At 67.9% G+C, this 22,585-nt stretch carries 22 protein-coding genes, 1 tRNA gene and 1 pseudogene; 16 read left to right on the top strand and 8 right to left on the bottom strand.

Annotated elements, in window-relative coordinates; all coding sequences use genetic code 11:
• Nucleotides 1-37: 37 nt before the first annotated feature.
• Nucleotides 38-127, top strand: a tRNA-Ser gene (locus tag ABIC47_RS02730).
• 57 nt (nt 128-184) lie between these two features.
• On the opposite strand, the gene ABIC47_RS02725 is transcribed toward ABIC47_RS02730, so the two are convergent.
• A complete protein-coding gene (locus tag ABIC47_RS02725; protein WP_354476907.1) occupies nt 185-577 on the bottom strand; it encodes a hemerythrin domain-containing protein in 393 nt (130 codons plus the stop codon).
• Nucleotides 578-818: 241 nt separating this feature from the next.
• Here ABIC47_RS02725 and ABIC47_RS02720 point away from each other — a divergent pair, with 241 nt between their 5' ends.
• A complete protein-coding gene (locus tag ABIC47_RS02720) occupies nt 819-1,160 on the top strand; it encodes a hypothetical protein (RefSeq protein ID WP_354476905.1) in 342 nt (113 codons plus the stop codon).
• A 26-nt stretch (nt 1,161-1,186) separates the two neighbouring features.
• On the opposite strand, the gene ABIC47_RS02715 is transcribed toward ABIC47_RS02720, so the two are convergent.
• Together ABIC47_RS02715 and ABIC47_RS02710 are read right to left on the bottom strand one after the other, a co-directional pair.
• Entirely contained in the window at nt 1,187-1,408 is a 222-nt protein-coding gene (locus ABIC47_RS02715) for a CsbD family protein (protein ID WP_354476903.1), read from the bottom strand.
• A 121-nt stretch (nt 1,409-1,529) separates the two neighbouring features.
• Nucleotides 1,530-2,099, bottom strand: a complete 570-nt coding sequence (locus tag ABIC47_RS02710; protein ID WP_089877288.1) for a TetR/AcrR family transcriptional regulator — start codon at nt 2,097-2,099, stop codon at nt 1,530-1,532.
• Between the two features lie 107 nt (nt 2,100-2,206).
• Between ABIC47_RS02710 and ABIC47_RS02705 the strand changes: the two genes are divergently transcribed.
• The 3 genes from ABIC47_RS02705 to ABIC47_RS02695 are packed head-to-tail and all read left to right on the top strand — an operon-like array spanning nt 2,207 to nt 4,584.
• Entirely contained in the window at nt 2,207-2,773 is a 567-nt protein-coding gene (locus ABIC47_RS02705) for a hypothetical protein (RefSeq protein WP_354476901.1), read from the top strand.
• On the top strand, nt 2,770-4,263 hold the full coding sequence (locus tag ABIC47_RS02700) for a dihydrolipoyl dehydrogenase family protein (RefSeq protein WP_354476899.1): 1,494 nt from the start codon (nt 2,770-2,772) through the stop codon (nt 4,261-4,263). Before ABIC47_RS02705 ends, ABIC47_RS02700 begins: the two co-directional genes overlap by 4 nt.
• Before the next feature lie 15 nt (nt 4,264-4,278).
• Nucleotides 4,279-4,584 (top strand): EthD family reductase, encoded by a 306-nt coding sequence (locus tag ABIC47_RS02695; RefSeq protein ID WP_354476897.1) that lies wholly within the window; start codon nt 4,279-4,281, stop codon nt 4,582-4,584.
• Between the two features lie 25 nt (nt 4,585-4,609).
• Here the strand turns inward: ABIC47_RS02695 and ABIC47_RS02690 are convergent.
• The 3 genes and pseudogenes from ABIC47_RS02690 to ABIC47_RS02680 form a co-directional block, all read right to left on the bottom strand.
• Nucleotides 4,610-6,259 (bottom strand): annotated as a pseudogene (locus ABIC47_RS02690) (MDR family MFS transporter); the annotation flags it as partial.
• A 13-nt stretch (nt 6,260-6,272) separates the two neighbouring features.
• Nucleotides 6,273-6,875: a TetR/AcrR family transcriptional regulator gene (locus tag ABIC47_RS02685; protein WP_089881591.1), complete on the bottom strand. Its 603-nt coding sequence runs from the start codon at nt 6,873-6,875 to the stop codon at nt 6,273-6,275.
• 44 nt (nt 6,876-6,919) lie between these two features.
• The gene (locus ABIC47_RS02680) at nt 6,920-7,924 is read right to left on the bottom strand and encodes an AraC family transcriptional regulator (protein ID WP_354476893.1); all 1,005 of its coding nucleotides are present in this window, start codon (nt 7,922-7,924) and stop codon (nt 6,920-6,922) included.
• Nucleotides 7,925-8,202: 278 nt separating this feature from the next.
• On the opposite strand from ABIC47_RS02680, the gene ABIC47_RS02675 reads away from it, so the two are divergent.
• The 10 genes from ABIC47_RS02675 (at nt 8,203) to ABIC47_RS02630 (ending at nt 19,395) form a co-directional block, all read left to right on the top strand.
• Nucleotides 8,203-8,520 (top strand): hypothetical protein, encoded by a 318-nt coding sequence (locus ABIC47_RS02675; protein ID WP_354476891.1) that lies wholly within the window; start codon nt 8,203-8,205, stop codon nt 8,518-8,520.
• A gap of 249 nt (nt 8,521-8,769) precedes the next feature.
• Entirely contained in the window at nt 8,770-9,855 is a 1,086-nt protein-coding gene (locus tag ABIC47_RS02670) for a nitrilase-related carbon-nitrogen hydrolase (RefSeq protein ID WP_018192084.1), read from the top strand.
• A gap of 173 nt (nt 9,856-10,028) precedes the next feature.
• Nucleotides 10,029-11,105 (top strand): sugar ABC transporter substrate-binding protein, encoded by a 1,077-nt coding sequence (locus tag ABIC47_RS02665; RefSeq protein ID WP_018192083.1) that lies wholly within the window; start codon nt 10,029-10,031, stop codon nt 11,103-11,105.
• Between the two features lie 104 nt (nt 11,106-11,209).
• Nucleotides 11,210-12,718, top strand: coding sequence for a sugar ABC transporter ATP-binding protein (locus ABIC47_RS02660; protein ID WP_020076852.1), 1,509 nt, complete (start codon nt 11,210-11,212; stop codon nt 12,716-12,718).
• 41 nt (nt 12,719-12,759) lie between these two features.
• A complete protein-coding gene (locus ABIC47_RS02655) occupies nt 12,760-13,842 on the top strand; it encodes an ABC transporter permease (RefSeq protein ID WP_231371250.1) in 1,083 nt (360 codons plus the stop codon).
• 55 nt (nt 13,843-13,897) lie between these two features.
• Nucleotides 13,898-14,878 carry a LacI family DNA-binding transcriptional regulator gene (locus ABIC47_RS02650; RefSeq protein WP_018192080.1) on the top strand — a complete coding sequence of 327 codons (981 nt, stop codon included), beginning with the start codon at nt 13,898-13,900 and terminating at the stop codon, nt 14,876-14,878.
• Nucleotides 14,879-14,923: 45 nt separating this feature from the next.
• Complete coding sequence (locus tag ABIC47_RS02645) at nt 14,924-15,865, top strand: aldo/keto reductase (protein WP_354476887.1); 942 nt, start codon at nt 14,924-14,926, stop codon at nt 15,863-15,865.
• A gap of 43 nt (nt 15,866-15,908) precedes the next feature.
• On the top strand, nt 15,909-17,558 hold the full coding sequence (locus tag ABIC47_RS02640; protein ID WP_018192078.1) for a GMC family oxidoreductase: 1,650 nt from the start codon (nt 15,909-15,911) through the stop codon (nt 17,556-17,558).
• A gap of 28 nt (nt 17,559-17,586) precedes the next feature.
• A complete protein-coding gene (locus ABIC47_RS02635; protein ID WP_089877273.1) occupies nt 17,587-18,303 on the top strand; it encodes a gluconate 2-dehydrogenase subunit 3 family protein in 717 nt (238 codons plus the stop codon).
• Between the two features lie 108 nt (nt 18,304-18,411).
• Entirely contained in the window at nt 18,412-19,395 is a 984-nt protein-coding gene (locus ABIC47_RS02630) for a LacI family DNA-binding transcriptional regulator (RefSeq protein WP_502910223.1), read from the top strand.
• Nucleotides 19,396-19,417: 22 nt separating this feature from the next.
• On the opposite strand, the gene ABIC47_RS02625 is transcribed toward ABIC47_RS02630, so the two are convergent.
• Together ABIC47_RS02625 and ABIC47_RS02620 are read right to left on the bottom strand one after the other, a co-directional pair.
• Complete coding sequence (locus tag ABIC47_RS02625) at nt 19,418-20,101, bottom strand: DUF1345 domain-containing protein (RefSeq protein ID WP_354476883.1); 684 nt, start codon at nt 20,099-20,101, stop codon at nt 19,418-19,420.
• A gap of 1 nt (nt 20,102) precedes the next feature.
• Nucleotides 20,103-21,266: a glutathione-independent formaldehyde dehydrogenase gene (locus ABIC47_RS02620; RefSeq protein WP_354476881.1), complete on the bottom strand. Its 1,164-nt coding sequence runs from the start codon at nt 21,264-21,266 to the stop codon at nt 20,103-20,105.
• 289 nt (nt 21,267-21,555) lie between these two features.
• Between ABIC47_RS02620 and ABIC47_RS02615 the strand changes: the two genes are divergently transcribed.
• Entirely contained in the window at nt 21,556-22,566 is a 1,011-nt protein-coding gene (locus ABIC47_RS02615; protein WP_354476879.1) for an NADP-dependent oxidoreductase, read from the top strand.
• The last annotated feature ends 19 nt before the right edge of the window (nt 22,567-22,585 follow it).

Genomic DNA, 22,585 nt, shown 5'->3' with positions numbered 1-22,585 from the left:
TTGGAGACGACCGCGGGAATCGCGTACGATAGTCCGCGGTACCGTGTCCGAGCGGCCGAAGGTGCAACTCTCGAAAAGTTGTGTGGGTGAAAGCCCACCGTGGGTTCAAATCCCACCGGTACCGCCATAGAAAACCCCCGCGATCCCGGTGTTTACAAGGGATCCGGGGGTTTTTTCGTGCCGGTCACAAAGGACCGAGCACGTCGGTCACGGCAGCGTCCAGTTCGAGGCCTTCGAGGACCGTGAGGAGTTGCTGTTCCTCATAACGGAAGTGGCTTTCCATGATCGCGGTGATGCCGGCCAGGTGGCGGTCGAGGTCATCGGTGGAGACCGCGTGGTCGAGCGCTGCCCGTAGCTCCGTCAGGAGATGCGAGATCATCGAGTGGTCCTGTTCGAGCGCGCGAAGCACGGGAGCCAGATCCGGGTGGGCTTCCTCGATCGCAGGGAAGAGGGCCCGGTCTTCGCCTCGGTGGTGGCCGTCGAGTGCAGCGCAGAACCCGTGGCAGTACAGGAGCAGGTCGCGGCCGACGTGCTCGACGTCGCCGCCACTTCTGAGCGCCTCCTGCGTGACGCGCACGGCGTCGCGGAGGCGTCGGTGAACGCGTCGTAGTTCGCTGCTCCAGACGATGAGCCTGGTCGTCTCGCGGTCAGTCACGCGAGAGGGAAAGGAGTGATGAAATCATCGACAGTCCTTGGGTCCGACGCCTCCATGCCTGGCACAGACTGCCACCGGCACGCGACGCTACAACGATTGTAGGAGGGCGACGTCACAGGCATTGCCTCTGGTCGCGGCCGATCGACGCGCGTACCGTCAAGCCATGACGAACCTCATCGAGAGATTGGCTGACTCCGTGCCCGCCTGGGGCGCGCGGCTCGCCTACGGCGAGAAGACCACGCTCGACGGACACGACATCCTTCCCGTCGCGATCGTCTTCTTCGGCTTCGGAGGCGGGGAGGGGTCCGGTGACGATCCCAACAGCGCCATGCGAGGCGAGGGCAGCGGCGGCGGTGGAGGCGGCTACGCGATACCGATCGGCGCCTACATCGGCGGGCCCCACGGTCCGACGTTCTGCCCGAATCCGGTCGCACTGGTGATCGCCTCGGCTCCGCTGGTGTCAGCGGCCGGGCTGGCGCTGGCTCGGTTGCTGCGGTCCAGCTGATCCGGGCGCGGGGTCGAATCGCCGCCCTAGAGCGTGTCCGCGTCGTCCCGACGATCGTCGTCCGACTTATCGGCGCTGTCCTTCAGGTGGGCTTTCACGTCGGCGACCGTGTCCTTCACGCTCCCCTCCGCCTGCTCCATCTTGCCTTTCACCACGCGAGACTCGTCGTCGGTGACCTTGCCGATGACCTCGTCGACCTTGCCCTTCAGCTTGTCGCCCTTCGCGTCGACCTTGTCGTCGATGCCCATGATGTCCTCCTCGTCGATCCGTTCTGCTCTGTGGTTGCCGGTCACCGTACGCGGATTCGGGCGAGTGAGTAGTGTCGCGTCATGTCCGAAAAGCATCGCGCTTCGCCGGCATCCGCCGCGCTCAGTGGGAGCGCGTCAACGCCCTCGCGCTCCGCAGGAAGGACGCCTCGAGCTCCTCGGCCGGGTCGAGGTAGCCGGCGACCATCGCGCCGTCACGGATGAGCATGAGATCGTCGGCGACGCCGCGCGGATCCGCGAGCCCGAGAGGCTCGACGATCTCGCGGAACGTGTTTTTGCACCACGCGCGGTGAGCGTCCACCGTCTGGCGGACGGAGCTCTCCGGGTCGGGGTACTCGGCAGCGGCGTTGATGAAGGGACAGCCGCGGAATCCCTGCAGGCAGGAGAACTCCCCGAGCTGGGCGGCGATGAGCTGGAACACCCGGTCGGGGTCGCCGTCCGCAGCTGCGATCGCCCCCAGGATCCCGTCGCGCTCCTGCTGTGCGCGCAGCTCGAGGTGTGCGACGACCAGGTCGTCCTTGCTCTTGAAGTGGCGGTAGAAGGTCACCTTGGTGGTGCCGGCGCGTTCGATCACCTTGTCCACGCTGACCGCGCGCAGGCCTTCGGCGTAGAACAGCTCCGTCGCGGCGCCGACCAACAGCTCGCGCATCGACGTCTTCACGTTCTCGATCATAGGTGGCTCTTTTCCGGGTCGCTTGCGAACACCGCTCGTTTGTGACTAGGGTGACGCATGTAGAGTTACTAGTCATTCTACATCGACTTACGAGAGAACGGAACGGCATGACAACCACCACATCCGAGGCGCGTCCAGCGGCCATCGCCTCGTCCCTGCGCACCCTCTACTTCGTCCGATTCGGCTTCGCGATCGTCTGGGCCATCATCGTCGGCGTGACGGCGGCGACCATCACGCCGCTGAGCGCCACGCTCCTCGTGCTCTACCCGGTGTTCGACGCTGTTGCCGCGGTCATCGATCACCGCGCCTCGCGGGGGACCCGATCGGCTGCCCTCCTGTACGTGAACATGGGGTTGAGCCTCCTCGCGGCCATCGGTCTGGCCTTCGCCGTGACGTCCGGCCGTGCCGCCGTGCTGCTGGTCTGGGGTCTGTGGGCGATCACGGCCGGCCTGGTGCAGCTCATCGTCGGGATCTCGCGGCGCTCTCTCGGAGGTCAGTGGCCGATGATCCTCAGTGGCGGGATCTCGGTGCTGGCAGGGGCGGCCTTCGCGCTGCAGTCCTCCGGAGCTTCGGCCTCCCTGGTGGGCCTAGCCGGCTACGCGACGCTTGGTGGCATCTTCTTCCTGGTGTCGGCCATCCGCCTCAGCCGGACCGCCAAGGCGAACGACCGATGAGCGGGGCGGAGTACGACGTCATCGTCATCGGCGCCGGCCCGGTGGGGGAGAACGTCGCCGACCGCGCGGTGCAGGGCGGTCTCTCCGTCGTGATCGTGGAGGCGGAGCTGGTCGGCGGCGAGTGCTCGTACTGGGCCTGCATGCCGACGAAGGCCCTGCTGCGCGACGCGGCCGCCCTTCGCGCGGCCCGGAGCCTACCGGGCGCCGCGTCGGCGATCACGGGGGAGCTCGACACGGCCGCGGTACTCCAGCGCCGGGATCGGTTCGCGTCGCACTGGCACGACGATGGTCAGGTCGAGTGGCTCGAGGGTGCCGGCATCGCACTCGTGCGCGGCCACGGGCGCCTCCTCGGTCCGCGCACCGTCGAGGTGACCGCGTCCGACGGGAGCGCCACGGTTCTGGTGGCGAGGCACGCAGTGGTCGTCGCGACAGGCACCAGCGCAGCCCTTCCGCCCATCCCCGGTCTAGCCGAGTCGAAGCCCTGGACGAGCCGGGAGGCCGTCTCGGCCGAACGCCTCCCCGAGCGCCTCGCGATCATCGGCGGAGGCGTGGTCGGCAGCGAGATGGCCACGGCCTATAGTTCGCTCGGCACGGCGGTGACGCTGATCGCCCGCGACGGCCTCCTTCCCCGTGTCGAGCCGTTCGCCCGCGACCAGGTGGCAGCCTCCCTTTCGGCCGACGGCGTGCGGCTCCTCCTCGGGGCAGAGCCGACGGAGGTCGCCCGGGAGACCGACGGAACGATCCGCATCCGCTTGAGGGACGGTGAGACGGTACGAGCCGACGAGGTGCTGGTCGCCACCGGCCGCCGGCCCAATACCAGCGACATCGGCCTGGAGACCGTCGGGCTCGAACCCGGGAGCTGGCTCTCCGTCGACGAGACGCTCCGCGTGGTTGACGGCGACGGCATCCCCATCGCGAACGGAGGGTTGTACGCCACCGGCGACGTCAATGGTCGCGCCCTCCTCACCCACCAGGGCAAGTACCAGGCCCGTGCCACCGGTGACGTGATCGTCGCCCGCGCACTCGGCGCCGAGGTCGACGACGCTCCGTGGGGCCGGCATGCCGCAACGGCTGACCGCCACGCGGTGCCCCAGGTCGTCTTCACACATCCTGAGATCGCGTCCGTCGGCCACACCCTGGCGAGCGCGACCGCGGCGGGCCTGCGAGTGCGCCCGGTCGAGTACGACCTCGGCGCCGTCGCGGGTGCCGCTCTCCACGCGGACGGATACACCGGGCGGGCGAGCATGCTGATCGACGAGGATTCCGGAACGATCGTCGGCTTCACCGCCGTCGGTCCGGACACCGCCGAGCTGCTGCACGCGGCCACGATCGCCATCGCGGCGGCCGTCCCGATCGAGCGGCTCTGGCACGCCGTACCCGCCTACCCGACGATGAGCGAGCTCTGGCTGCGCCTGCTCGAGACGGCGGGCAGCGACACCCGCAACCGCACACACCGATCCACCGAACAGCTCGTCACGAGCGACCGATAACGAAAGAAGGACACCATGCCCACCAAGATCACCCTCATCATCGACAACCCCGCCGACGCAGCCGCGTTCGAGCGCGACTACACCGAGGCCGAGGCGCTCGCCCGCCGCCTCCCTGGCCTTCTCCGAGTGGAGGCCGCAAAGGTCTGGCCCAAGGAGGACGGCACGCCCACCCCCGCGCACCGCACGCTCGATCTGTACTTCGACAGCTACGAGGACGCGTCCGCTGCGGTCTCCACACCGATCGCGGGCGAGTTCTTCCAGCGCCTGGTCGCAACGGGGACGCCGTTCACGGGACTCTTCTCGGACATCGAGCAGGGCTGACCAGCTCGCCTTCGCTAGATAAGAGCTACGGCCTGGGCGCCGCCCCTGAGGCGGCGCCCTCGGCGGCCGCCCGCTGTTCCGCCTCCAGCCGCTCCGCTTCCTCTCCGCCGATCGCTTCGCCCCGCGCGACGAGGCCGGCCTGGTCCGAGAGCGGGATCTGCTTGAGGAAGAGGGCGAGCAGGAAGGCGACGACGATGAAGGGCAGGAGGTACCAGAACACCGGTGCCAGGGCGTCCGCGTAGGCGTTCACCACGCCGGTGTGCAGTGCGTCCGGGAGCTTGTTGAGGGCCTCCGGGCTCAGCGTCGCGGTGGCACCCGCGGCGTCGGCGGGGGAGGCGCCGGCCTTCGTGAAGACGCTGGTGAGGTTCTCGGTCAGTCGCGTGGTGAACAGGGTTCCGAACACCGCGGTACCGAGTGCGGCACCGACCTCCCGGAAGTAGTTGTTCGTCGAGGTCGCCACCCCGATCTGCGCCGCGGGGACCGCGTTCTGCACGACGAGCACGACGACCTGCATGATCAGTCCGAGGCCGGCGCCGAAGACGAACAGGAAGACGCAGATCAGCCAGATCGGCGTCGACGCCGACAGCGTCGTCATGCAGACCATCGCGATGCCGGTGAGGATCGTCCCGAGGATGGGGAACAGCTTGTACTTCCCCGTCCGGGTGATCGCGATGCCCGACAGGATGGACGTGCCGATCAGCCCGACCATCATCGGCAGCAGCAGGAGACCGGAAGCCGCGGCGGACGTGCCCGACGACATCTGCAGGAAAGTCGGCACGAAGCCGATGGCTGCGAACATCCCGATCCCGAGTGCGAGGCCGATCGCGGTCGCGTTCAGGAAGATCGGGTTGCGGAAGAGGGACAGCGGGATGATCGGGTCCTTCGCCCGCGCTTCGACCACCACGAAGAGCACCGCGGCGGCGAGCAGGCCGATGCCCCAGGCCCAGGTGCCCAGCGAGCTCCAGCCGTGGTCCTTGTCGCCGCCGAAGTCGGTGAAGAAGATCAGGCAGGTGGTGGCGATGGAGAGGAGCAGGATGCCGAGGAGGTCGACCGGCTGGGTCGCCTTCTTGTTCGGCAGGCGCAGGGCGAACAGGGCGATCACCAGGGCCGCGATGCCGACCGGGATGTTGATGTAGAACGCCCACTGCCAGGTCAGGTGGTCGACGAAGAAGCCGCCGAGCAGCGGACCGCCGACGGCGGAGAGGCCGAAGATGCCGCCGAGCGGTCCGAGGTATTTGCCGCGCTCGTTGGCCGGCACGATGTCGGCGATGATCGCCTGCGACAGGATCATGAGGCCGCCACCGCCGAGACCCTGCATCGCGCGGAACACCACGAAGGTCCAGAAGTCGCCCGCGAATGCGCAGCCGATGGATGCCGCGGTGAAGACGGCGATCGCGATGATGAACAGCCACCGCCGGCCGAACACGTCGCCGAGCTTCCCGTAGACGGGCATCACGATCGTCGTGGCGAGCAGGTAGGCGGTGGTGATCCAGACCTGGTGCGAGACGCCGCCGAGGTCGCCGACGATGGTCGGCATGGCGGTCGAGACGATGGTCTGATCGAGGCTCGAGAGCAGCATCCCGGCGATGAGGGCGCTGAAGATGATCCAGATGCGGCGCTTGGTGAGCAGCATCGGCGCGGGGGCGATGGCCGTGGTCATGGTGTCCGTTCGGGTGTGGGTGAAGGGGTCAGACGAAGAGTTCGCGCACCACGCGGATGCGGCGGCGGACGATGGTGGGGAGATCGTCCGTCGTGTCCGGACGGAAGAACTCCTCGATGCCGGCGCGGAGCACACCGCCGACGAGCTGCACCGCCGCGGCGGCGCGGAGGTCGCCTGCGGGGAGGCCCTCGCGTCGCTCGACGAGTTCGATGTCGTCTCGCTCGGCGGCGCCGGCGACGGCGAGCAGGTGGCCGACCAGACGCGGCTCGCGCTCGAAGGCCTGGATGAGCTGGGCGACCTCGTCCGCGGTGATGCCCCCGAACGACCAGCGGTCGAGGTGCAGGGCGACGAGATCGTCGACCAGGGCCGGGATCCCGCGTGCGCCGGATGCGGCGAACCGCTCGGCGGCGCCGGACTCGTCGGCGTCGACCGGGACGCCGATCACGGCGTTCTCCTTCGAGGCGAAGTAGTTGAAGAAGGTGCGGCGCGAGACGCCGACCTCGTCGCACAGCTCCTCGATCGTGTAGCCGTGGAGGCCGCGCTCGATGGTGAGTCGACGCGCGGCATCCTTGAGGCCGCGCGCGGTCTCGGCCTTGCGGCGGTCTCGGGTTGAAAGTGCACTCTCGGTCACGAGGTGCAAGTTTGCACTCTTTTACTGAGAGTGCAATGAGAGCGTCAGCCGGCCCGCCTGCCCTGCGAACGCACGGTGTCGGAGGGGCGTTCGCCGAACTCCCGCTGGTAGGCGGCCGCGAACCTGCCGAGGTGGACGAACCCCCAGCGGGCCGCCACCTCCGTGACCCGCGTGCTGCCCGGCTCCGCTGACTCCAGGTCGTCGTGAACCCGCTGGAGCCGGAGGCACCGGAGGTACGCCATCGGTGTGGTGTCGAGCGACCGGCGGAATCCCTCCTGCAGGCTGCGCACGCTGACGGACACCTCCGCGGCGAGCTCGCCGACGGTCCAGGGATGCGCGGGGCTACTGCGCATCGCCTCCACGGCCCGGGACACGGGAGTCGTTCCGCTCGCGGGAGCGGGGCCGACGAGCGTGGAGGAATAGTTGTGCGGCTGGGAGAACAGCAGGCTGTGCATCAACACCTGCTCCAACCGCTGCGTGACCAGTGGATACGCCAATGGGCCGCCGTCATCCCGTCGCGAAGCGTCGTCGATGAGCTGGAGGGAGTGGAGCACCATCTGCCCTCCGGGGGTCGCCAGGTCGAGTTCGGCGCTGAACTCGAGGGGGCGCGGGAGCTGCTCGCCGAGCAGGGCGGCCAGCTCGAGTTGCAGAGACTCCCGGGGGAACATCAGGGAGAGCTGGGCGAAGTGGTCGTCGCAGTCCAGCTCGACCGGTCGACCGGGCATGAAGACACCCGCCGCCTGCTGCGTCCCGTAGACCGGTGTCCCCAGACCCGCACGCATCATCGCGCGACCCACCGTGGGGATGTCGACGTGGAAGTTCTGCGCCTCCGCCGTCTGGATGCGGACCGCATCCCGGAACCGCATGTACCCGCACGTGACCTCGCCGACCTGCAGTGCGTTGAGGTCCATCGCCATCGGGTCCGAGGCCCGCGCCGACGGGAAGTCGATGGGCAGGAAGACGTCGCTCAGCGCCTCCCGAGCCTCCTCGACCCCTCGGGACGACGCGACACGACGGGTCGCGAACATCTCCACCACCTCCGATCGCATGCCGGGATTCTATGTGTCGGTTCTGAGGGTCGGAGCGCGCTGCGTGCGCAGATCGGATGCTCGCCCGCGTTCGCCGGATATCGGGTTCGCCGCACGTGCGCATAGCGTCAAAACCGTCGCGGCGCCCCCGGCCCGACGACGCACGGTGGCCCTCCCCTTCGGGTGGGGAGGGCCACTGTGTCCTCGAAACAGTCCCGGTCCCTCCCGGCGACCGATGACCCCGAAGGCGGTACCCGTGCGGATAAGTGGCGCGCGCCGAACCGCGACGGTCGTCCTCCATGGATGAGTCCGACCTTCGCGGACGGCCGAGGTGGTGCTCCCGCTGCGGCGCCCGCACGCGGATCGTCGTCAACCCGTACTACGGCGTCGGACTCGCCGTCCACCAGTACATCTCGACCTGCAAACGCTGCGGACTCGTCGAGTTCGTGAAGACCAAGCGCGTCGAGCCGAAGGCCGCGGAGCTGAGCGACGTTCCGTCCGCACCTCCTCGGCGGGCGGTGCTGACCTGGGCGGCGGCCCATCGCGTCGCTCTGAGCATCGCGGTCGTTCTCGGAGTGCTCTCGATCGCGATGGCGATCGCCGCCCTTGTCAGCTGATCTACCGGCGCGTGAGTGCGCTCACTTTCAAGCATTGGATGAGGCGTGTCCGACTCGGGGGTGGATGGCGGTTCAAACGAGCTGTCTGTAAAGCACCTCTCAACTGCATTTTTACTGCACGACACCAGCGCTGCGTGACTAGACGCCCAGCGTAATCGGAGTGCGCAGAGGCGCGAAAGTCGCATTTGACAGCGTTCGATAGTGCGCTAACATGGCCGACACGAACCCCAATCAACAAAGGAGTTGGACGTGACTGAGCCGTACACAGTCGTAGCGCTCTCGCCGCTGCAGATCCCGATCGTCGAGCCGGAAGACGCGCTGAAGAACACCAAGCGCATCATCTCGTTCATGAAGACGGCGGTCGGCGTTGCTGCGACCGAGGGCTACCCGGTGAAGCTCGTCGTCATCCCCGAGATGGCGATCCAGGGAATGCACATGGCATTCACCGCAGGCAACCGCGAGGCGGAGAAGAAGTTCGCCCGCACTATCCCCGGTCCGGAGACCGACGAGCTCGGCAAGGCCGCGCGCGAACTGAACACCTACATCGCCGGCGAGCTGTACCTCGTCGCCGACGACGACTTCCCGGACCGCTACTTCAACTGCGCGTTCATGATCGACCCGAATGGCGACGTCATCTACCGCCGCGCGAAGGCGACCAGTGACGGCTTCGAGGGCGGCACCCTCGGAACCACCAACCCGCACGATCTGTGGGACGAGTGGATCCAGAAGAAGGGTGATGGCAACGTGATGGACGCCATCTACCCCGTCGCGAAGACGCCCGACATCGGCAACATCGGCTACGTGATCTGCCACGAGGGCGCGTACCCCGAGATCGCCCGGGGGCTCGCCATGAACGGCGCCGAGATCATCATCCGCGCCACCCTCATCGAGCCGCAGACCTCGCAGGGCATGTGGGAGGTGCAGAACAAGGCGCATGCGCTGTTCAACAACGCGATCGTCGTCGCACCGAACCTCGGCCCGGAGCTCGGTCCGGACGGCGTCATCAACGACCTCTTCGGCGGCCGGTCGATGATCGTCAACCAGCGCGGCAAGATCATCACCGAGACGCCCGGCGTGACCGCCGGCGACACCTTCGTCAGCACGACGATCGACATCGACGCCCTGCGACGCGACCGTCAGTCGAACGGCGTGTTCAACGGCTTCAAGGATCTGCGCACCGAGCAGTACGCGGCGATCTACGAGAAGCCGATCTACCCCAAGAACCAGTACCTCGACGCTCCTCCGTCGGAAGGCTGGCTGGCCCGCGAGCGCGAGACGCGCGCCCGCAACATCAAGCTGCTCGAGGAGCGCGGGGTCTTCACCCCGCTCGACTGAGCGACCGACGGCGGCGGCATCCCGGACAAGTCCATCCCCTTGGTCCGGGATGCTGCCGCCCGCACCACCTGCACCACGCACCATTCGCTCCACGCCCCCCCACGTGGCGCCGCCCGGCGCGCGAACACCCCCAGCTCTACCTCGCCCCGATCACCTCACAAGGAAGTGGAAAAATGATCAGCACCCGAACCCGGTCCATCCTCAAAGTCGCAGGAATCGCCGCGGCCACAGCGCTCCTCTTCACCGGATGCGCACGCGGCGGAACCGACGGAGCCGCCGCGAGCGACACCGACAAGAAGACGGGCAAAGGCCTCGTCATCGGCTGGAGCCAGCGCGGCATCAGCGGCAGCGACTGGTGGAAGACCCTCGTCGAAGGCGGCCAGGCCGAGGCGAAGAAGCTGGGCGCGACCATCCAGCTCCTCGACGCGAACGGCGACACGGTCCGCCAGAACGCCGACGTGCAGACCCTCATCACCAAGAACGTCGACGTGGTGATCATGAACCCGAACGACCCGATCGGCGTCGGCGCGTCCGTTGCCGCGCTGCAGAACGCGGACGTCCCCCTGGTGACCGTCAACTCCAACCTCGACCCCTCGCTGGTCAAGGACATGTACTGCTACGTCGCCGAGGACCAGGGCTACACCGGCTCCCTTGCCGGCGAGGTCGCTGCGAAGAAGGCGCTTGAGAAGTTCGGCGAGACCGGCGAGATCAAGATCGTCGGCATCGGCGGCTTCCCGGGCGATGTCCTCAGCGACCTGCGCTTCAACGGGTTCATGAAGGGTTACGAGAAGGTCATGAAGGACCACCCCGGAATCACGACGAAGAAGCTCGAGACGAAGTACGGCGAGTGGAAGCCGGACAAGGCTCTCGCGCCCATCCGCGATGTCGCGACGGCGAACCCCGACCTCAAGATCGTCTACAGCATGAGCGACGTGATGGAGGGCGGCATCGAGCAGGGTCTCCAGCAGGCAGGCATCTGGGGCGACGGCGTCATCGTCGCCGGGTACGACGGCGGAATGAACGTCGTCAAGGAGATGGTCGACAACCCGACCGGTCCGCTGCAGGCCACCGCCTCCAACCAGCCCTGGGACCAGGGGGTCGCCGCGGTGAAGATGGCCGTCGCCGCCTACAACAACGACAAGTCCGCGTGCCCCAAGAAGGAGGTCTTCATCAAGACCACCGTGGTCACGCCGGAGAACGCCAAGCAGTACTACAAGCCCGCCGACACCTACGTGCGGGCGAACGACTAGGCGCGAAGCAGCGCCTCCAGGAGTCGCTGCGCCCGATGTCATCGGTTCGGGCGCAGCGACCAGGTCTTCGAAGAACACACGTCACAAGGAAGTGCAGAGGAAACATGGACGAGCTCCAGCTCGAGGGCATCACCAAGGGATACCTCGGAGTCCAGGCCCTCAAGGGGGTCAGCTTCTCGGTCAAGCGGGGAAGCATCCACGCCCTGGCGGGTCAGAACGGCGCCGGCAAGTCGACGCTCGTCAAGATCCTCTCCGGTGCCGAGACGCCCGACGGCGGAACCATCCGCCTCGGCGGCGAGGTCATGCGGTTCCGGGAGCCGACGGATGCGCAGGCCGCCGGCATCCACACCATCTACCAGGAGCTGAGCCTGGTGCCGTCGCTCTCGGTGGCGGAGAACATCTTCCTCGGCACACTGCCCACCAAAGGCGCGGTCGTCGACTGGAACACGATGCAGGCGAAGGCGCGCGAGGCGCTGGCGCGGGTCGGCTTCGACCTCGATGTCCGTCAGCCCGTCTCGAGCTTCTCCGTCGCGGAGCAGCAGGCCGTCGAGCTGGCCAAAGCGCTCCACAAGGATGCGCGGGTGCTGCTCCTCGACGAGCCGACCTCGACCCTCCCGCTGCCCGATGTCGAGCGCCTGTTCACGGTGCTGCGCCGCCTCGCCGCCGAGGGCGTCACCCTCCTGTACATCTCTCACCGCATGGATGAGCTCTACAACCTGTGCGACGCCGTCACCGTCCTGCGCGACGGCGTCACGGCCGCGAACCTCAGCACGGCGGAGACCAAGCCCGCGGATGTGGTGACGGCCATGGTCGGGAAGAGCCTCGAAGGATCGATCGCCGACGCCGCCCTGCGTGGCGAGCGCAGCCCCCGGCTCGGCGCCGGCCGCACCGACACCGTCCTGATGTCCGCACGCGGCCTCGGTGAGGACGAACGGGTCTCGGATATCGACTTCGACCTGTACCAGGGCGAGGTGCTCGGCATCGCCGGTCTCATCGGCTCGGGCCAGTCGGAGCTCGCGAGCCTGCTCGCCGGCGCCCGCAGGAAGACGGACGGTGCGCTCCTGATGGACGACAAGCCGGTCGACTTCGCTTCGCCGCGCGACGCCATCCGCCGCGGCATCGGCTTGCTGCCGCAGGACCGCAAGGCCCAGGGCTTCATCCCGGAGATGGGCGTCGCCGGCAACATCACGCTCGCGAGCATGCCGATGTTCAGCCGGCTCTCCGTCATCGACGGCAAGCGCGAGAAGCGCGCGGCGCAGGACATGGTGACGAAGCTCGGGATGAAGGTCTCCGGCGTCAACCAGCCGATGAAGACCCTGAGCGGCGGGACGCAGCAGAAGGGCATCCTCGCCCGGTGGCTCGTGCGCTCCTCCCGTCTCCTCATCTGCGACGAGCCGACCCGCGGTGTCGACGTCGGCGCCAAGGAGGACATGTACGAGCTGATCCGCGACTTCGCCCGGTCGGGCGGAACCGTGATCATCGCGAGCTCCGAGATCTCGGAGGCGATGATGTGCGACCGCGTCCTCGTGATGGCGCGCGGCCGCGTCGTGGCCGAGTTCGATCACGACGAGATCGATCCGCAGGGCCAGCGGATCCTCCAGCTGCTCGCCTGAGCGGCACCGAATCCAGAAAAAGACCCCTGACGAGAAACCCAATGACGGGAAAGACAATGTCGAACAACACCCTCCAAGAGCCGGTGAAGTCCACCGGCGAGTCCTCGGACACGCGCTCCCGCTCGGCGTGGAGCAGCGTCCTCAAGCGCCTCCTGCCGAAGACCTACCTCCTGCTGGTGCTCGTCGTGATCATCGTGATCGGCTACTACGTCTCCGGCGACTTCCTCACGCTGAGGAACGCGGAGAACGTGATCGCGGCGGCGTCCATCGTGGCGGTGCTCGCGGTCGGCCAGTTCTTCGTGATCCTCACCGGCGGCATCGACCTGTCGGTCGGCTCCATCCTGGCCATGTCTACCGTCATCGTCGCGCTGACCCTGCAGGCAGGGATGGCGACCGGGCTCTCGGTGGCCTTCACCCTGTTCTGCTGCGGGATCGCCGGGCTGATCAACGGCCTGCTCGTCGTGTGGCTGCGCATCCCGCCGTTCATCGCGACGCTCGCCATGATGAGCGCCGTCAAAGGCTTCAGTTACATCATCCAGTCGACCAGCCTCATCCAGATCACGGATCAGACCTTCATCGACCTGTTCGCCCGCGGCACGAGCCTCGGGCTGCAGAACCCGGTCATGATCTTCCTGGTCGTGATGATCGTCGCCGCACTCGTGGCGAAGTTCACCACCTTCGGCCGCTCGCTCTACGCGATCGGCGGCAATCCGGAGGCCGCCCGTCTGTCGGGTCTCCCGGTGGCGCGCAACCTGATCATCACGTACACGATGTCCGGACTGCTGGCCGGTCTGGCCGGCCTCATCGCCGCTGCCCAGCTGCGTCAGGGGAGCTCCCTCATCGGTGTCGGCTACGAGCTGGATGCGATCGCGGCCGTCGTGGTCGGCGGCGCCTCCCTGATGGGCGGCAAGGGCGACCCGATCAGCGCGGTCATCGGTGTGTTCGTCCTCGCGACGATCATCAACGTGATGAACCTGGTGGGCATCTCCTCGGAGCCCCAGCTCGTCATCAAGGGCGCGGTGATCGTGGTCGCGGTCTTCCTGTCCAGTGCGGGCGGCGTTCAGAGGATCTCCGGATTCTTCCGCAAGCACTTCGGCCGCCGCACCGTCCGGGCTGCGAGCTGACGACGTGTCGGCACCATCGAGCAACGAGAACCCGTCGACGACTCGCGGTGCCAGGATGATCGATGTCGCGCGTCTCGCCGGGGTCTCCCAGCAGACCGTCTCGCGAGTGGTCAACGGAAGCCCCAACGTGGCCCCGGAGATCCGGGATCGCGTGGAGGTGGCCATCCGCCAGCTCCGCTACCGCCGCAACCCCGCGGCACGCGCCCTGGCGAACGGCCGGACGATGAACATCGGGATCGTCAGCTTCGGCCTGGCCCAGTACGGCCCGTCCGTCGCCCTGAGCGGCATCGCCGACGAGGCCAGGAAGGCCGGCTACGCGACCAACCTCGTCACCCTCGGCGACGTGGACCGGGCCGCCATGAAAGCCGCCCTCGACCACCTGGTGGAGGACTCCGTCGACGGGATCGTGGTCCTGGCACCCGTGCAGGCGGCACTCGAGGCGATCTCCGGGCTGGATGCAGGAGTGCCGCTCGTGGTCTTCGAGCCCGGTGCCCCGGAGGGGACGCGGAGCGTTGCGACGGACGAGGTCGCCGGAGCAGAACTCGCGACGCAGTACCTCCTCGACCTCGGCCACGAGACGGTCTGGCAGGTGGCGGGGCCAGCCGGATGGCTGGGCAGCGAGGCGCGGATCCGGGGCTGGGCGCGCACCCTCGCCTCGGCGGGGCGCGTCACCAACCGGGTCATCTCCGGCGACTGGTCGACCCGATCCGGGTATGACGCGGGATGTGAGATCGCGCGCAACCCGAAGATCACGGCGGTCTTCGTCGCCAACGACCAGATGGCGCTCGGCGTCGTCAAAGCTCTCGCCGACGCGGGCCTCCGCGTGCCGGAGGACGTCAGCGTCGTCGGCTTCGACGATGTCCCCGAGTCGCAGTACTACCAGCCGGCGCTCACCACCGTTCGCCTGGACTTCGAGGAGGTCGGGCGTCTGGCGGTCGACCGCATCCTGCACCTGATGCGGGGTGGCCAGGCCGGCCCGCTTCCCCGGGTCGACCCGACGCTCGTCGTCCGACAGAGCACCGCGCCGCCCTCCTGAACGAATACGTACCACCCACACCCCTTGAGAGAGAAAGCGAAGCTCATGACCACCAAACAATTCGGGCGCACCAGCCTCACCGTCTCCGACGTCTGCGTCGGAACCAGCGCCCTCGGCAGCTTCCCCGCCCAGTACGGATACGAAGTGGACACCGAGACGGCGGTCGCGACGATCCGGCGCGTCTTCGAGGGACCGTTCTCCTTCATCGACACCTCCAACGAGTACGGCGGCGGCGAGAGCGAGAAGCGCATCGGGCAGGCCATCCGTGAGAACGGGGGAGTCCCGGAAGGTGTCGTCGTCGCCACCAAGGTCGACCCGATTCCCGGGACCACCGACTTCTCCGGCGACCGGGTGCGCCGGTCGGTCGAGGAGAGCCTCGAACGGCTCGGCCTCGACACCCTCCCGCTGGTCTACCTGCACGACCCCGAGAAGATCAGCTTCGAGGAGGGCGTCGCTCCCGGCGGCCCGCTCGAGGCACTGATCGCCCTGCGCGACCAGGGGGTCATCGACTACCTCGGTGTCGCCGGCGGACCGATCGACCTCGAACTGCAGTACCTCGCGACCGAGGCGTTCGACGCGGTCATCAGCCACAACCGGTTCACGCTCGTCGACCAGTCGGCCGAGCCGCTGCTCGACGACGCCCAGGCGCGCGGGGTGGCCTTCGTGAACGCGGCACCGTTCGGCGGCGGGATGCTCGTGAAGGGCCCGGACGCCGTCCCCACCTACTGCTACGCCCCCGTCGCCGACGAGGTGCTGGAGCGCGTGCGCCGGATGGAGGCCCTCTGCGCCGAGCACGGTGTCCCGCTCGCCGCCGCCGCACTGCAGTTCTCGCTCCGTGACCCGCGGGTCACCTCCACCATCGTCGGGATGTCCGAGCCCAAGCGGGTCGCCCAGACGGTCGAGCTCGCCGAGTTCGAGATCCCCGACGCCCTCTGGGATGCGCTGCTGCCGATCGCGCGACTGGGTCGCGCCGGCGTGCTCGCCTGAGCGAAGCATCCCGGACCAGAACGTTCACACGGAAGGACAGACAATGACCACCCTCAAGAACCCCGAGCCCGTCGACGTCGTGATCGTCGGCGCCGGCGCCGGCGGTGCGACCGCCGCCAAGGTGCTGACCGAGGCCGGCCTCCGCGTCGTCGGTCTCGAGCGGGGCCCGTGGCTGAAGCCCGAGCACGCATCCGGCGACGAGCTGAAGTTCCTCAACCGCAACTTCATCTGGCAGGACCCGAAGCTCAAGCCCCGCACCTACCGCCAGAACGACAGCGAGGAAGCCGTCATCACCAACTTCTCGGCGACCCCGCAGGTGGTCGGCGGCGGCACCACCCACTGGGGCGGCATGGTCCCGCGGATGACGGAGAACGACTTCCGCCTCCGCTCGATCCACGGCGACGTCGAGGGCGCGAGCCTCGTCGACTGGCCCATCACCTACGACGACCTCGAGCCGTACTACACCCGCGTGGAGTGGGAGTTCGGCACCTCGGGCCTCGGCGGGGCCAACCGGTGGGAGGGACGCCGCAGCCGCGACTACCCCACAAAGCCGGCGCCGCTCAGCCAGATCGGCCGCAAGTTCGCCACGGCGATGAACAAGATGGGGCACAGCACCTTCCCGATGCCGCAGGGCATGGTGACCGAGCCCTACCGGGGCCGCAAGCCGTTCAGCGAGAACGGGTTCTGGCAGCAGTACCCCGACCCGGGCAACGGCAAGTCGTCGACGCTCATCAGCTTCATTCCGGACGCCATCAACACGGGCCTCTACGACCTGCGTTCCGACTGCTACGTCAGCGAGATCCTCGTCGACAAGACGGGCAAGGCGACCGGCGTGCGCTACCAGGACGAGAACGGCAACGAGTTCGTCCAGAACGCCAAGGCCGTCATCGTCTGCGGCGGCGGCATCGAGACGCCGCGCCTGCTCCTCATGTCGAAGTCGGCGCTGTTCCCCGACGGCCTCGGCAACGGGAGCGGCCAGGTCGGCAAGAACGCGACGTTCCACCAGTACTCGTTCTCCGTCGGCCTGTTCGACAAGGAGCTGCACGATCCGCTTTACGGATGGTCCGGCCACTACATGAACCTGTGCTCGTTCGACTTCTACGAGACCGACGAGTCGCGCGGGCACATCCTCGGCTCGCTGATCTTCCCGTCGATGCTCGGGCACCCGGTCAACTGGAGCTTCCCGGGCCGGCCCACGTGGGGCCAGGCCGCGAAGGACGCCGACCGCGACCTGTTCAACTACAGCATGAAGATCGGCATCCTGCTCCACGATCTGCCGGTCGAGTCGAACCGCGTCGACCTGGATCCGACGGTGAAGGACGCGTGGGGCCTCCCGGTCGCCCGCATCACCCACACGCCGCACGCGAACGACTTCGCGCAGGAGAAGTGGCAGGTGAAGAAGAACGGTGAGATCCTCGAGGCCGCGGGAGCATCCAAGGTCGTGCCGGTCAACATGGAGCGGATCACGGGCAACACCTCGCACGAGCTCGGCACCGCCCGCATGGGCAACGACCCGGCGACCTCGGTCGTCGACAAGTGGTGCCGGTCGCACGAGGTGCCGAACCTCTACGTGTTCGACGCGAGCTTCTTCCCCACGGCCACCGGCATCAACCCCGCGCTGACGATCATGGCCAACGCCTGGCGCTGCGCCGACCGCATCATCGCTGTGGACCGCCACGGCTGGACCGACTGACACGCGACTTCAGAGGAGACGACGAAACATGGGACAGGCAGAATGGGTGACCGTACCGATCTCGACGCGAGACACGGATGGTCCGCTCTTCTTCACGGAGCACGAATGGGCGACTGTCGAGGCCGCCACTGCGCGCATCATTCCGACGGACCACCACCCGGGGGCGAAGGAGGCGGGCGTGGTCCGCTTCATCGACCGGATGCTGGCGGGGACGCAGTTCGTCTTCCCCGCCGCTGACGGCAAGGGGTTCCTGCGCATGGAGGGGCTCGAGGAGAAGGCCTGGCAGGAGCGCATCGAGAGCCGCCAGCGGTTCTACCGCGAGGGCATCGTCGAGCTGGACGCGATCTCGGCCGAGAAGTTCGGCTCCGAGTTCATCGAGCTCGACGACGAACAGCAGGATGCCGTGCTCGAGACCATCTCGAGGAAGGAGAAGCCGGCGAGGTTCGTCTTCACCGAGTCCGACGGTCAGGGCAGCGGGGGAGCGCCGGCCGGCAACCAGCCGGTCAACGAGGACTTCCTCGAGTTCTTCCCACTGCTGGTGCTGAACACCCGGCAGGGCTTCTACGGTGATCCGGTCTACGGCGGGAACGACAACCGCGTCGGGTGGAGGGTCATCGGCTTCCCGGGGCCGCCGTCGCTGGCGTCGACCATGGACGGCAGCTACACGACGCTGGAGTACATGATCCCCGAAGCGGAGTGGCCGTACGAGCAGCACCCGGCGGTGCTGCGCTACGGCAACCGCTGAGCCGTCGGCTCCACCCGTCACCGGCCGGGCGCTCGCAGGCCCCCGGCCGGTGACGGCCATAATTGGGGGATGACGGAGACGAGAACCGGCGTGCCGCGTGCGGCGCGCATGGTCGATGTGGCCCGCCTCGCCGGAGTGTCGCAGCAGACGGTCTCGCGGGTGGTCAACGGCCACAGCAACGTCTCTCCCGACATCCGGGACCGGGTGGAGGCCGCGATGGTGCAGCTGCGCTACCGCCGGAATTCCGCCGCGCGGGCGCTGGCGACCAGCCGGTCGATGAACCTCGGGGTGCTCAGCTATGCGCTCTCCGTCCACGGCCCGGCGCTGGCGCTGTTCGGTATCGCGGAGGAGGCGCGGCGCAACGGCTACTCGACGAGCCTCGTCAGCATCGCGGAGATCGACCAGGCCAGCATCCGGGCAGGCCTCGACTCGCTCGTCGACAGCGGCGTGGACGCGATCGTCGTGCTCGCGCCGATGACCGCGGCGGCGGAGGTCCTGCAGCGACTCGACTCCGACGTGCCCGTCGTGCGCTTCGAGCAGGGGTCGCCCGCGGGACCTGCCACGATCTCCATCGACGAGACGCTGGGCGCCCAGCTGGCGACCCGCCACCTTCTCGATCTCGGACACCGGACCGTCCACTTCGTGGGCGGCCCCGCAGGTTGGATGGCCTCCGAGGCGCGTCGGCACGGGTGGCGGACGGAGCTCGCCCTCGCGGGCCGACCGGTCCCCGAGGTGTTCGAGTCGGACGATTGGTCCGCCGAATCCGGGTACCGGGCCGGGCTGAGGATCGCCGCCGACAGATCCATCACCGCGGTGCTGGCCATCAACGACGTGATGGCGCTCGCCGTCATCAAGGCGCTCGCCGACCAGGGTGTCAGCGTTCCCGGCGACGTGAGCGTCGTCGGTTTCGACGACCGGGACGAGTCCGCGTACTTCCAGCCCGCGCTGACGACCGTCCGGCTGGATTTCACCGAGGTCGGACGTCGTGCTGTCGAAAGCGTTCTGGGTGCGCTTCGAGGCGAGACGCCCGCCACCATCCCGCTGATCCAGCCCGAACTGAAAGTACGGGACAGCACGGGACCGGTGCGCTGACTCTGCTCAGCCGCCATCCAGCTCAGCCGCCGGATTGGCCGATGCTGGTGACCAGGTTGATGGCCACGGCGATCAGGACCGTTCCGAAGAAATAGGACAACAGGGCGTGGGCGAGCGCTTTGCGGCGGATGTCCGTCGCCGTCGGCTGGATGACGGACGCCGAGTACGACATCCCGATCGTGAACGCGAAGTAGGCGAAGTCGCTGTAGGTGGGCTGCGTCTCCTGCTTGAGGTCGAACCCGCTTCGCTGATGATCGATGAAGTACATGCGTGCGTACTTCAGCGCGTAGACCGTGTTGACCAGCGCCCAGGCGACGATGGTGCCGAGGCACCCCAGGATGACGAGCGCGACGGAGACGGCGTCCCCGTTCCTGTCCCGGGATTGCACGACGGCCAGGATCACGGCGGCGACGCTGGCGAAGCACGCCGTGACGATCGCGTCGTCGGTCACGTGCGAGATCGACTCCTCGCGGGCGACGCGCTCGGTGCCCTCGGGGTCCTGCGGCCAGCAGATCACCCACACCCACACGAGTGCGGTGAGACCGGCGATGCACCACCCCACCAGCGGACCGAGGGGCGGTGTCAGCAGCACCGCCGCGAGGATGCCGGCTACCCCGCCCGCCGCGACGCACAGGAGCGCGCGGCGGACGGAGAGCACCCGGCGGCTGGTCGAGGACGCGCGACGACCGCTGGTGCCGGTGGCCATCTCAGGCGCCGACGGGGTGCAGCACGACCTTGGTCCAGCCGTCGTCGCGGTTGTCGAAGTGCTCGTAGGCGTCGGGCGCCTCGTCGAGGGACAGCTCGTGGCTGACGATCCAGGACGGGGTGGCCTTTCCGGATGCGATGAGGTCGCGCAGACGCCGGTTGTACTTCTTCACCGGGGCCTGACCGCTGCCCATCTTCTGACCGCGGAACCAGAACTCGCCGAAATCGAACACGACTTCGCCCTGTTTCGCGAAATCGTCCGACGCCCCGGGGTCCTGGGGGATGTAGACGCCCACCACCCCGATGTCACCGGTGAACCGGACCGACTTGACCAGCCGGTTCAGGGTCATGTTTGGGTGCTCGTGGCCTTCGACGTCGTGCGCCTGATATCCCACGCATTCACAACCGTTGTCGGCGCCGAGTCCCATCGTCATCTCGTTGACGGCCTCGACCGGGTCCACCTTCGAGTCGTCGATCGCGATCGCTCCGATCTCCTCGATCAGCCTCAGGCGGTCGGGGTGACGGTCGACGACCATGACCTTGCTCGCCCCCTTCAGGATCGCGGAGTAGGCGGCCATGCATCCCACCGGACCGGCTCCGTAGATCACCGTCTGATCACCGGGTTTGACGTTGGCCATCTCGGTGGCGTGGTAGCCGGTCGGGAAGATGTCGGCCAGCATGACGTAGTCGGTCTGCTTCTCTTCGGCGTCCTCTCCCAGGTGCAGACAGTTGAAGTCGGCCCACGGCACCCGGAGGAACTCCGCCTGCCCACCGGCCCAGGGGCCCATGTCGGCGAAGCCGTAGGCGGCGCCCGCCCACTCCTTCTTCGGCTGCGCGGTCAGGCAGTAATTCGTGAGTCCGCGCTCGCAGTTCTTGCAGTGCCCGCAGGCGACATTGAAGGGGAGCACGACGTAGTCGCCCACCTTCACCTTGTCGACGCCGTCTCCGACCTCGATGACCTGACCCATGTTCTCGTGGCCGAACCAGCGTCCGGTCTCGAAGTCGGTCCTCCCTTCGTACATGTGCAGGTCGGAACCGCAGATATTCGTCGTGGTGATTCGGACGAGGGCGTCCGTCGGCCGCTCGATGCGAGCATCCGGGACGTCGTTGACACTGACCGATCGCGCACCCTCGTACACGACTGCTTTCATGATCTTGTCTTCCATGGATGGTGATGATCCGCAACTGCAAGGCCTCAGCGGCCACGGCTCGGAGGGAGCGGTCGAGGGCCGTCCGGAATCATCAGAGGCAGCCCTGATCATCGTGATCGCCGAAGTCGGGCTCGGGTCTCCCCGATCGCTCTGCACAGCGGGACTCATCCCTTTTCCCATCGCACACGCGAGTGCATCAACACGCTGGATGCTCCCCCCGAGTCCTCGTCTGTGAAAGGGGGTGCACGACACGATGTATTCTTGAGTATACTCAAAATTGAGCGAACTCAAGAAAGGTGCAGAGATGAAAGCCATCGTTCTCCCCTCGTACGCGTCCTCCCTCCTTGCGGAGGACGTGCCGGAGCCGGTGCCCGGACCGCGCGACGTGCTGATCGACGTGCACGCCGCCGGTCTGAATCAGCTCGACGAGAAGCTCCGCGCGGGCGAGTTCAAGCAGATCGTCCCGCTCAAACTCCCCACGATCCTCGGGCATGATGTCGCCGGCATCGTCGCCGCGGTCGGGTCGGAGGTGCGGGCGTTCGCGCCAGGCGACCGGGTGTACGGGAGGGTGCGGGACGGGCGGATCGGCACCTTCGCTCAGCGCATCGCCGCCGACGAGAACGACCTGGCCCCCGTTCCGGCCGGCCTCACGATGCACGAAGCCGCATCCCTTCCTCTGGTTGCGCTGACCGCGTGGCAGGCGCTCGTGGTGCGGGCCCGGGTGCAGCCGGGACAGAAGGTCCTCATCCACGCCGGCGCCGGGGGAGTCGGCTCGATCGCGATCCAGCTGGCCACGCACCTCGGGGCCACGGTCGCCACGACGGCGAGTGCGGCGAACGCCGAGTTCGTGAGCTCGCTCGGCGCCGACACCGTGATCGACTACCGCGCGGACGATTTCGAGCAGCAGCTCAGCGGCTACGACGTGGTGCTCGACAGCGTGGGCGGCGAGAACCTGATGAAGTCGCTGCGCACCCTGCGCCCGGGTGGCGTCGCCGTCGGGATCGCCGGGCCGCCGGATCCGGCTTTCGCACGTCGGCTCGGACTCAGTCCCGTCCTGCGCGCGGGCATAGCCGCGCTCAGCAGCAGTGTGCGCCGCACCGCCCGACGGCTCGGCGTGGAGTACTCCTTCCTGTGGATGTCGGCCAGCGGCGAGCAGCTGCGCCAGATCTCCGCGCTGGTCGAGTCCGGCGCGATCCGTCCGATCGTCGACCGGGTCATCCCGTTCGAGGAGATCCCGGAGGCGGTCGCACGCCTAGGGGAGGGCGGTGGCCGCGGCAAGACCGTCGCCGCGATCGCGGGCGCTGGAGGGGACTGACCGACCGGCGTCGGCGGGC

It is taken from the genome of Leifsonia sp. 563 (genome assembly GCF_040545055.1).
Lineage (GTDB): Bacteria > Actinomycetota > Actinomycetes > Actinomycetales > Microbacteriaceae > Leifsonia.
The sequence above is the reverse complement of the archived record's forward strand: the minus strand, read 5'-3'. Positions and strand labels throughout refer to the sequence as shown.

Coding starts and splice junctions, on each gene's coding strand:
- ABIC47_RS02720 (WP_354476905.1), top strand. CDS start 819: ATGACGAACCTCATCGAGAGATTGGCTGACTCCGTGCCCGCCTGGGGC.
- ABIC47_RS02715 (WP_354476903.1), bottom strand. CDS start 1,408: ATGGGCATCGACGACAAGGTCGACGCGAAGGGCGACAAGCTGAAGGGC.
- ABIC47_RS02710 (WP_089877288.1), bottom strand. CDS start 2,099: ATGATCGAGAACGTGAAGACGTCGATGCGCGAGCTGTTGGTCGGCGCC.
- ABIC47_RS02705 (WP_354476901.1), top strand. CDS start 2,207: ATGACAACCACCACATCCGAGGCGCGTCCAGCGGCCATCGCCTCGTCC.
- ABIC47_RS02700 (WP_354476899.1), top strand. CDS start 2,770: ATGAGCGGGGCGGAGTACGACGTCATCGTCATCGGCGCCGGCCCGGTG.
- ABIC47_RS02695 (WP_354476897.1), top strand. CDS start 4,279: ATGCCCACCAAGATCACCCTCATCATCGACAACCCCGCCGACGCAGCC.
- ABIC47_RS02680 (WP_354476893.1), bottom strand. CDS start 7,924: ATGCGATCGGAGGTGGTGGAGATGTTCGCGACCCGTCGTGTCGCGTCG.
- ABIC47_RS02675 (WP_354476891.1), top strand. CDS start 8,203: ATGGATGAGTCCGACCTTCGCGGACGGCCGAGGTGGTGCTCCCGCTGC.
- ABIC47_RS02665 (WP_018192083.1), top strand. CDS start 10,029: ATGATCAGCACCCGAACCCGGTCCATCCTCAAAGTCGCAGGAATCGCC.
- ABIC47_RS02660 (WP_020076852.1), top strand. CDS start 11,210: ATGGACGAGCTCCAGCTCGAGGGCATCACCAAGGGATACCTCGGAGTC.
- ABIC47_RS02655 (WP_231371250.1), top strand. CDS start 12,760: ATGACGGGAAAGACAATGTCGAACAACACCCTCCAAGAGCCGGTGAAG.
- ABIC47_RS02650 (WP_018192080.1), top strand. CDS start 13,898: ATGATCGATGTCGCGCGTCTCGCCGGGGTCTCCCAGCAGACCGTCTCG.
- ABIC47_RS02645 (WP_354476887.1), top strand. CDS start 14,924: ATGACCACCAAACAATTCGGGCGCACCAGCCTCACCGTCTCCGACGTC.
- ABIC47_RS02640 (WP_018192078.1), top strand. CDS start 15,909: ATGACCACCCTCAAGAACCCCGAGCCCGTCGACGTCGTGATCGTCGGC.
- ABIC47_RS02635 (WP_089877273.1), top strand. CDS start 17,587: ATGGGACAGGCAGAATGGGTGACCGTACCGATCTCGACGCGAGACACG.
- ABIC47_RS02630 (WP_502910223.1), top strand. CDS start 18,412: ATGGTCGATGTGGCCCGCCTCGCCGGAGTGTCGCAGCAGACGGTCTCG.
- ABIC47_RS02625 (WP_354476883.1), bottom strand. CDS start 20,101: ATGGCCACCGGCACCAGCGGTCGTCGCGCGTCCTCGACCAGCCGCCGG.
- ABIC47_RS02620 (WP_354476881.1), bottom strand. CDS start 21,266: ATGGAAGACAAGATCATGAAAGCAGTCGTGTACGAGGGTGCGCGATCG.
- ABIC47_RS02615 (WP_354476879.1), top strand. CDS start 21,556: ATGAAAGCCATCGTTCTCCCCTCGTACGCGTCCTCCCTCCTTGCGGAG.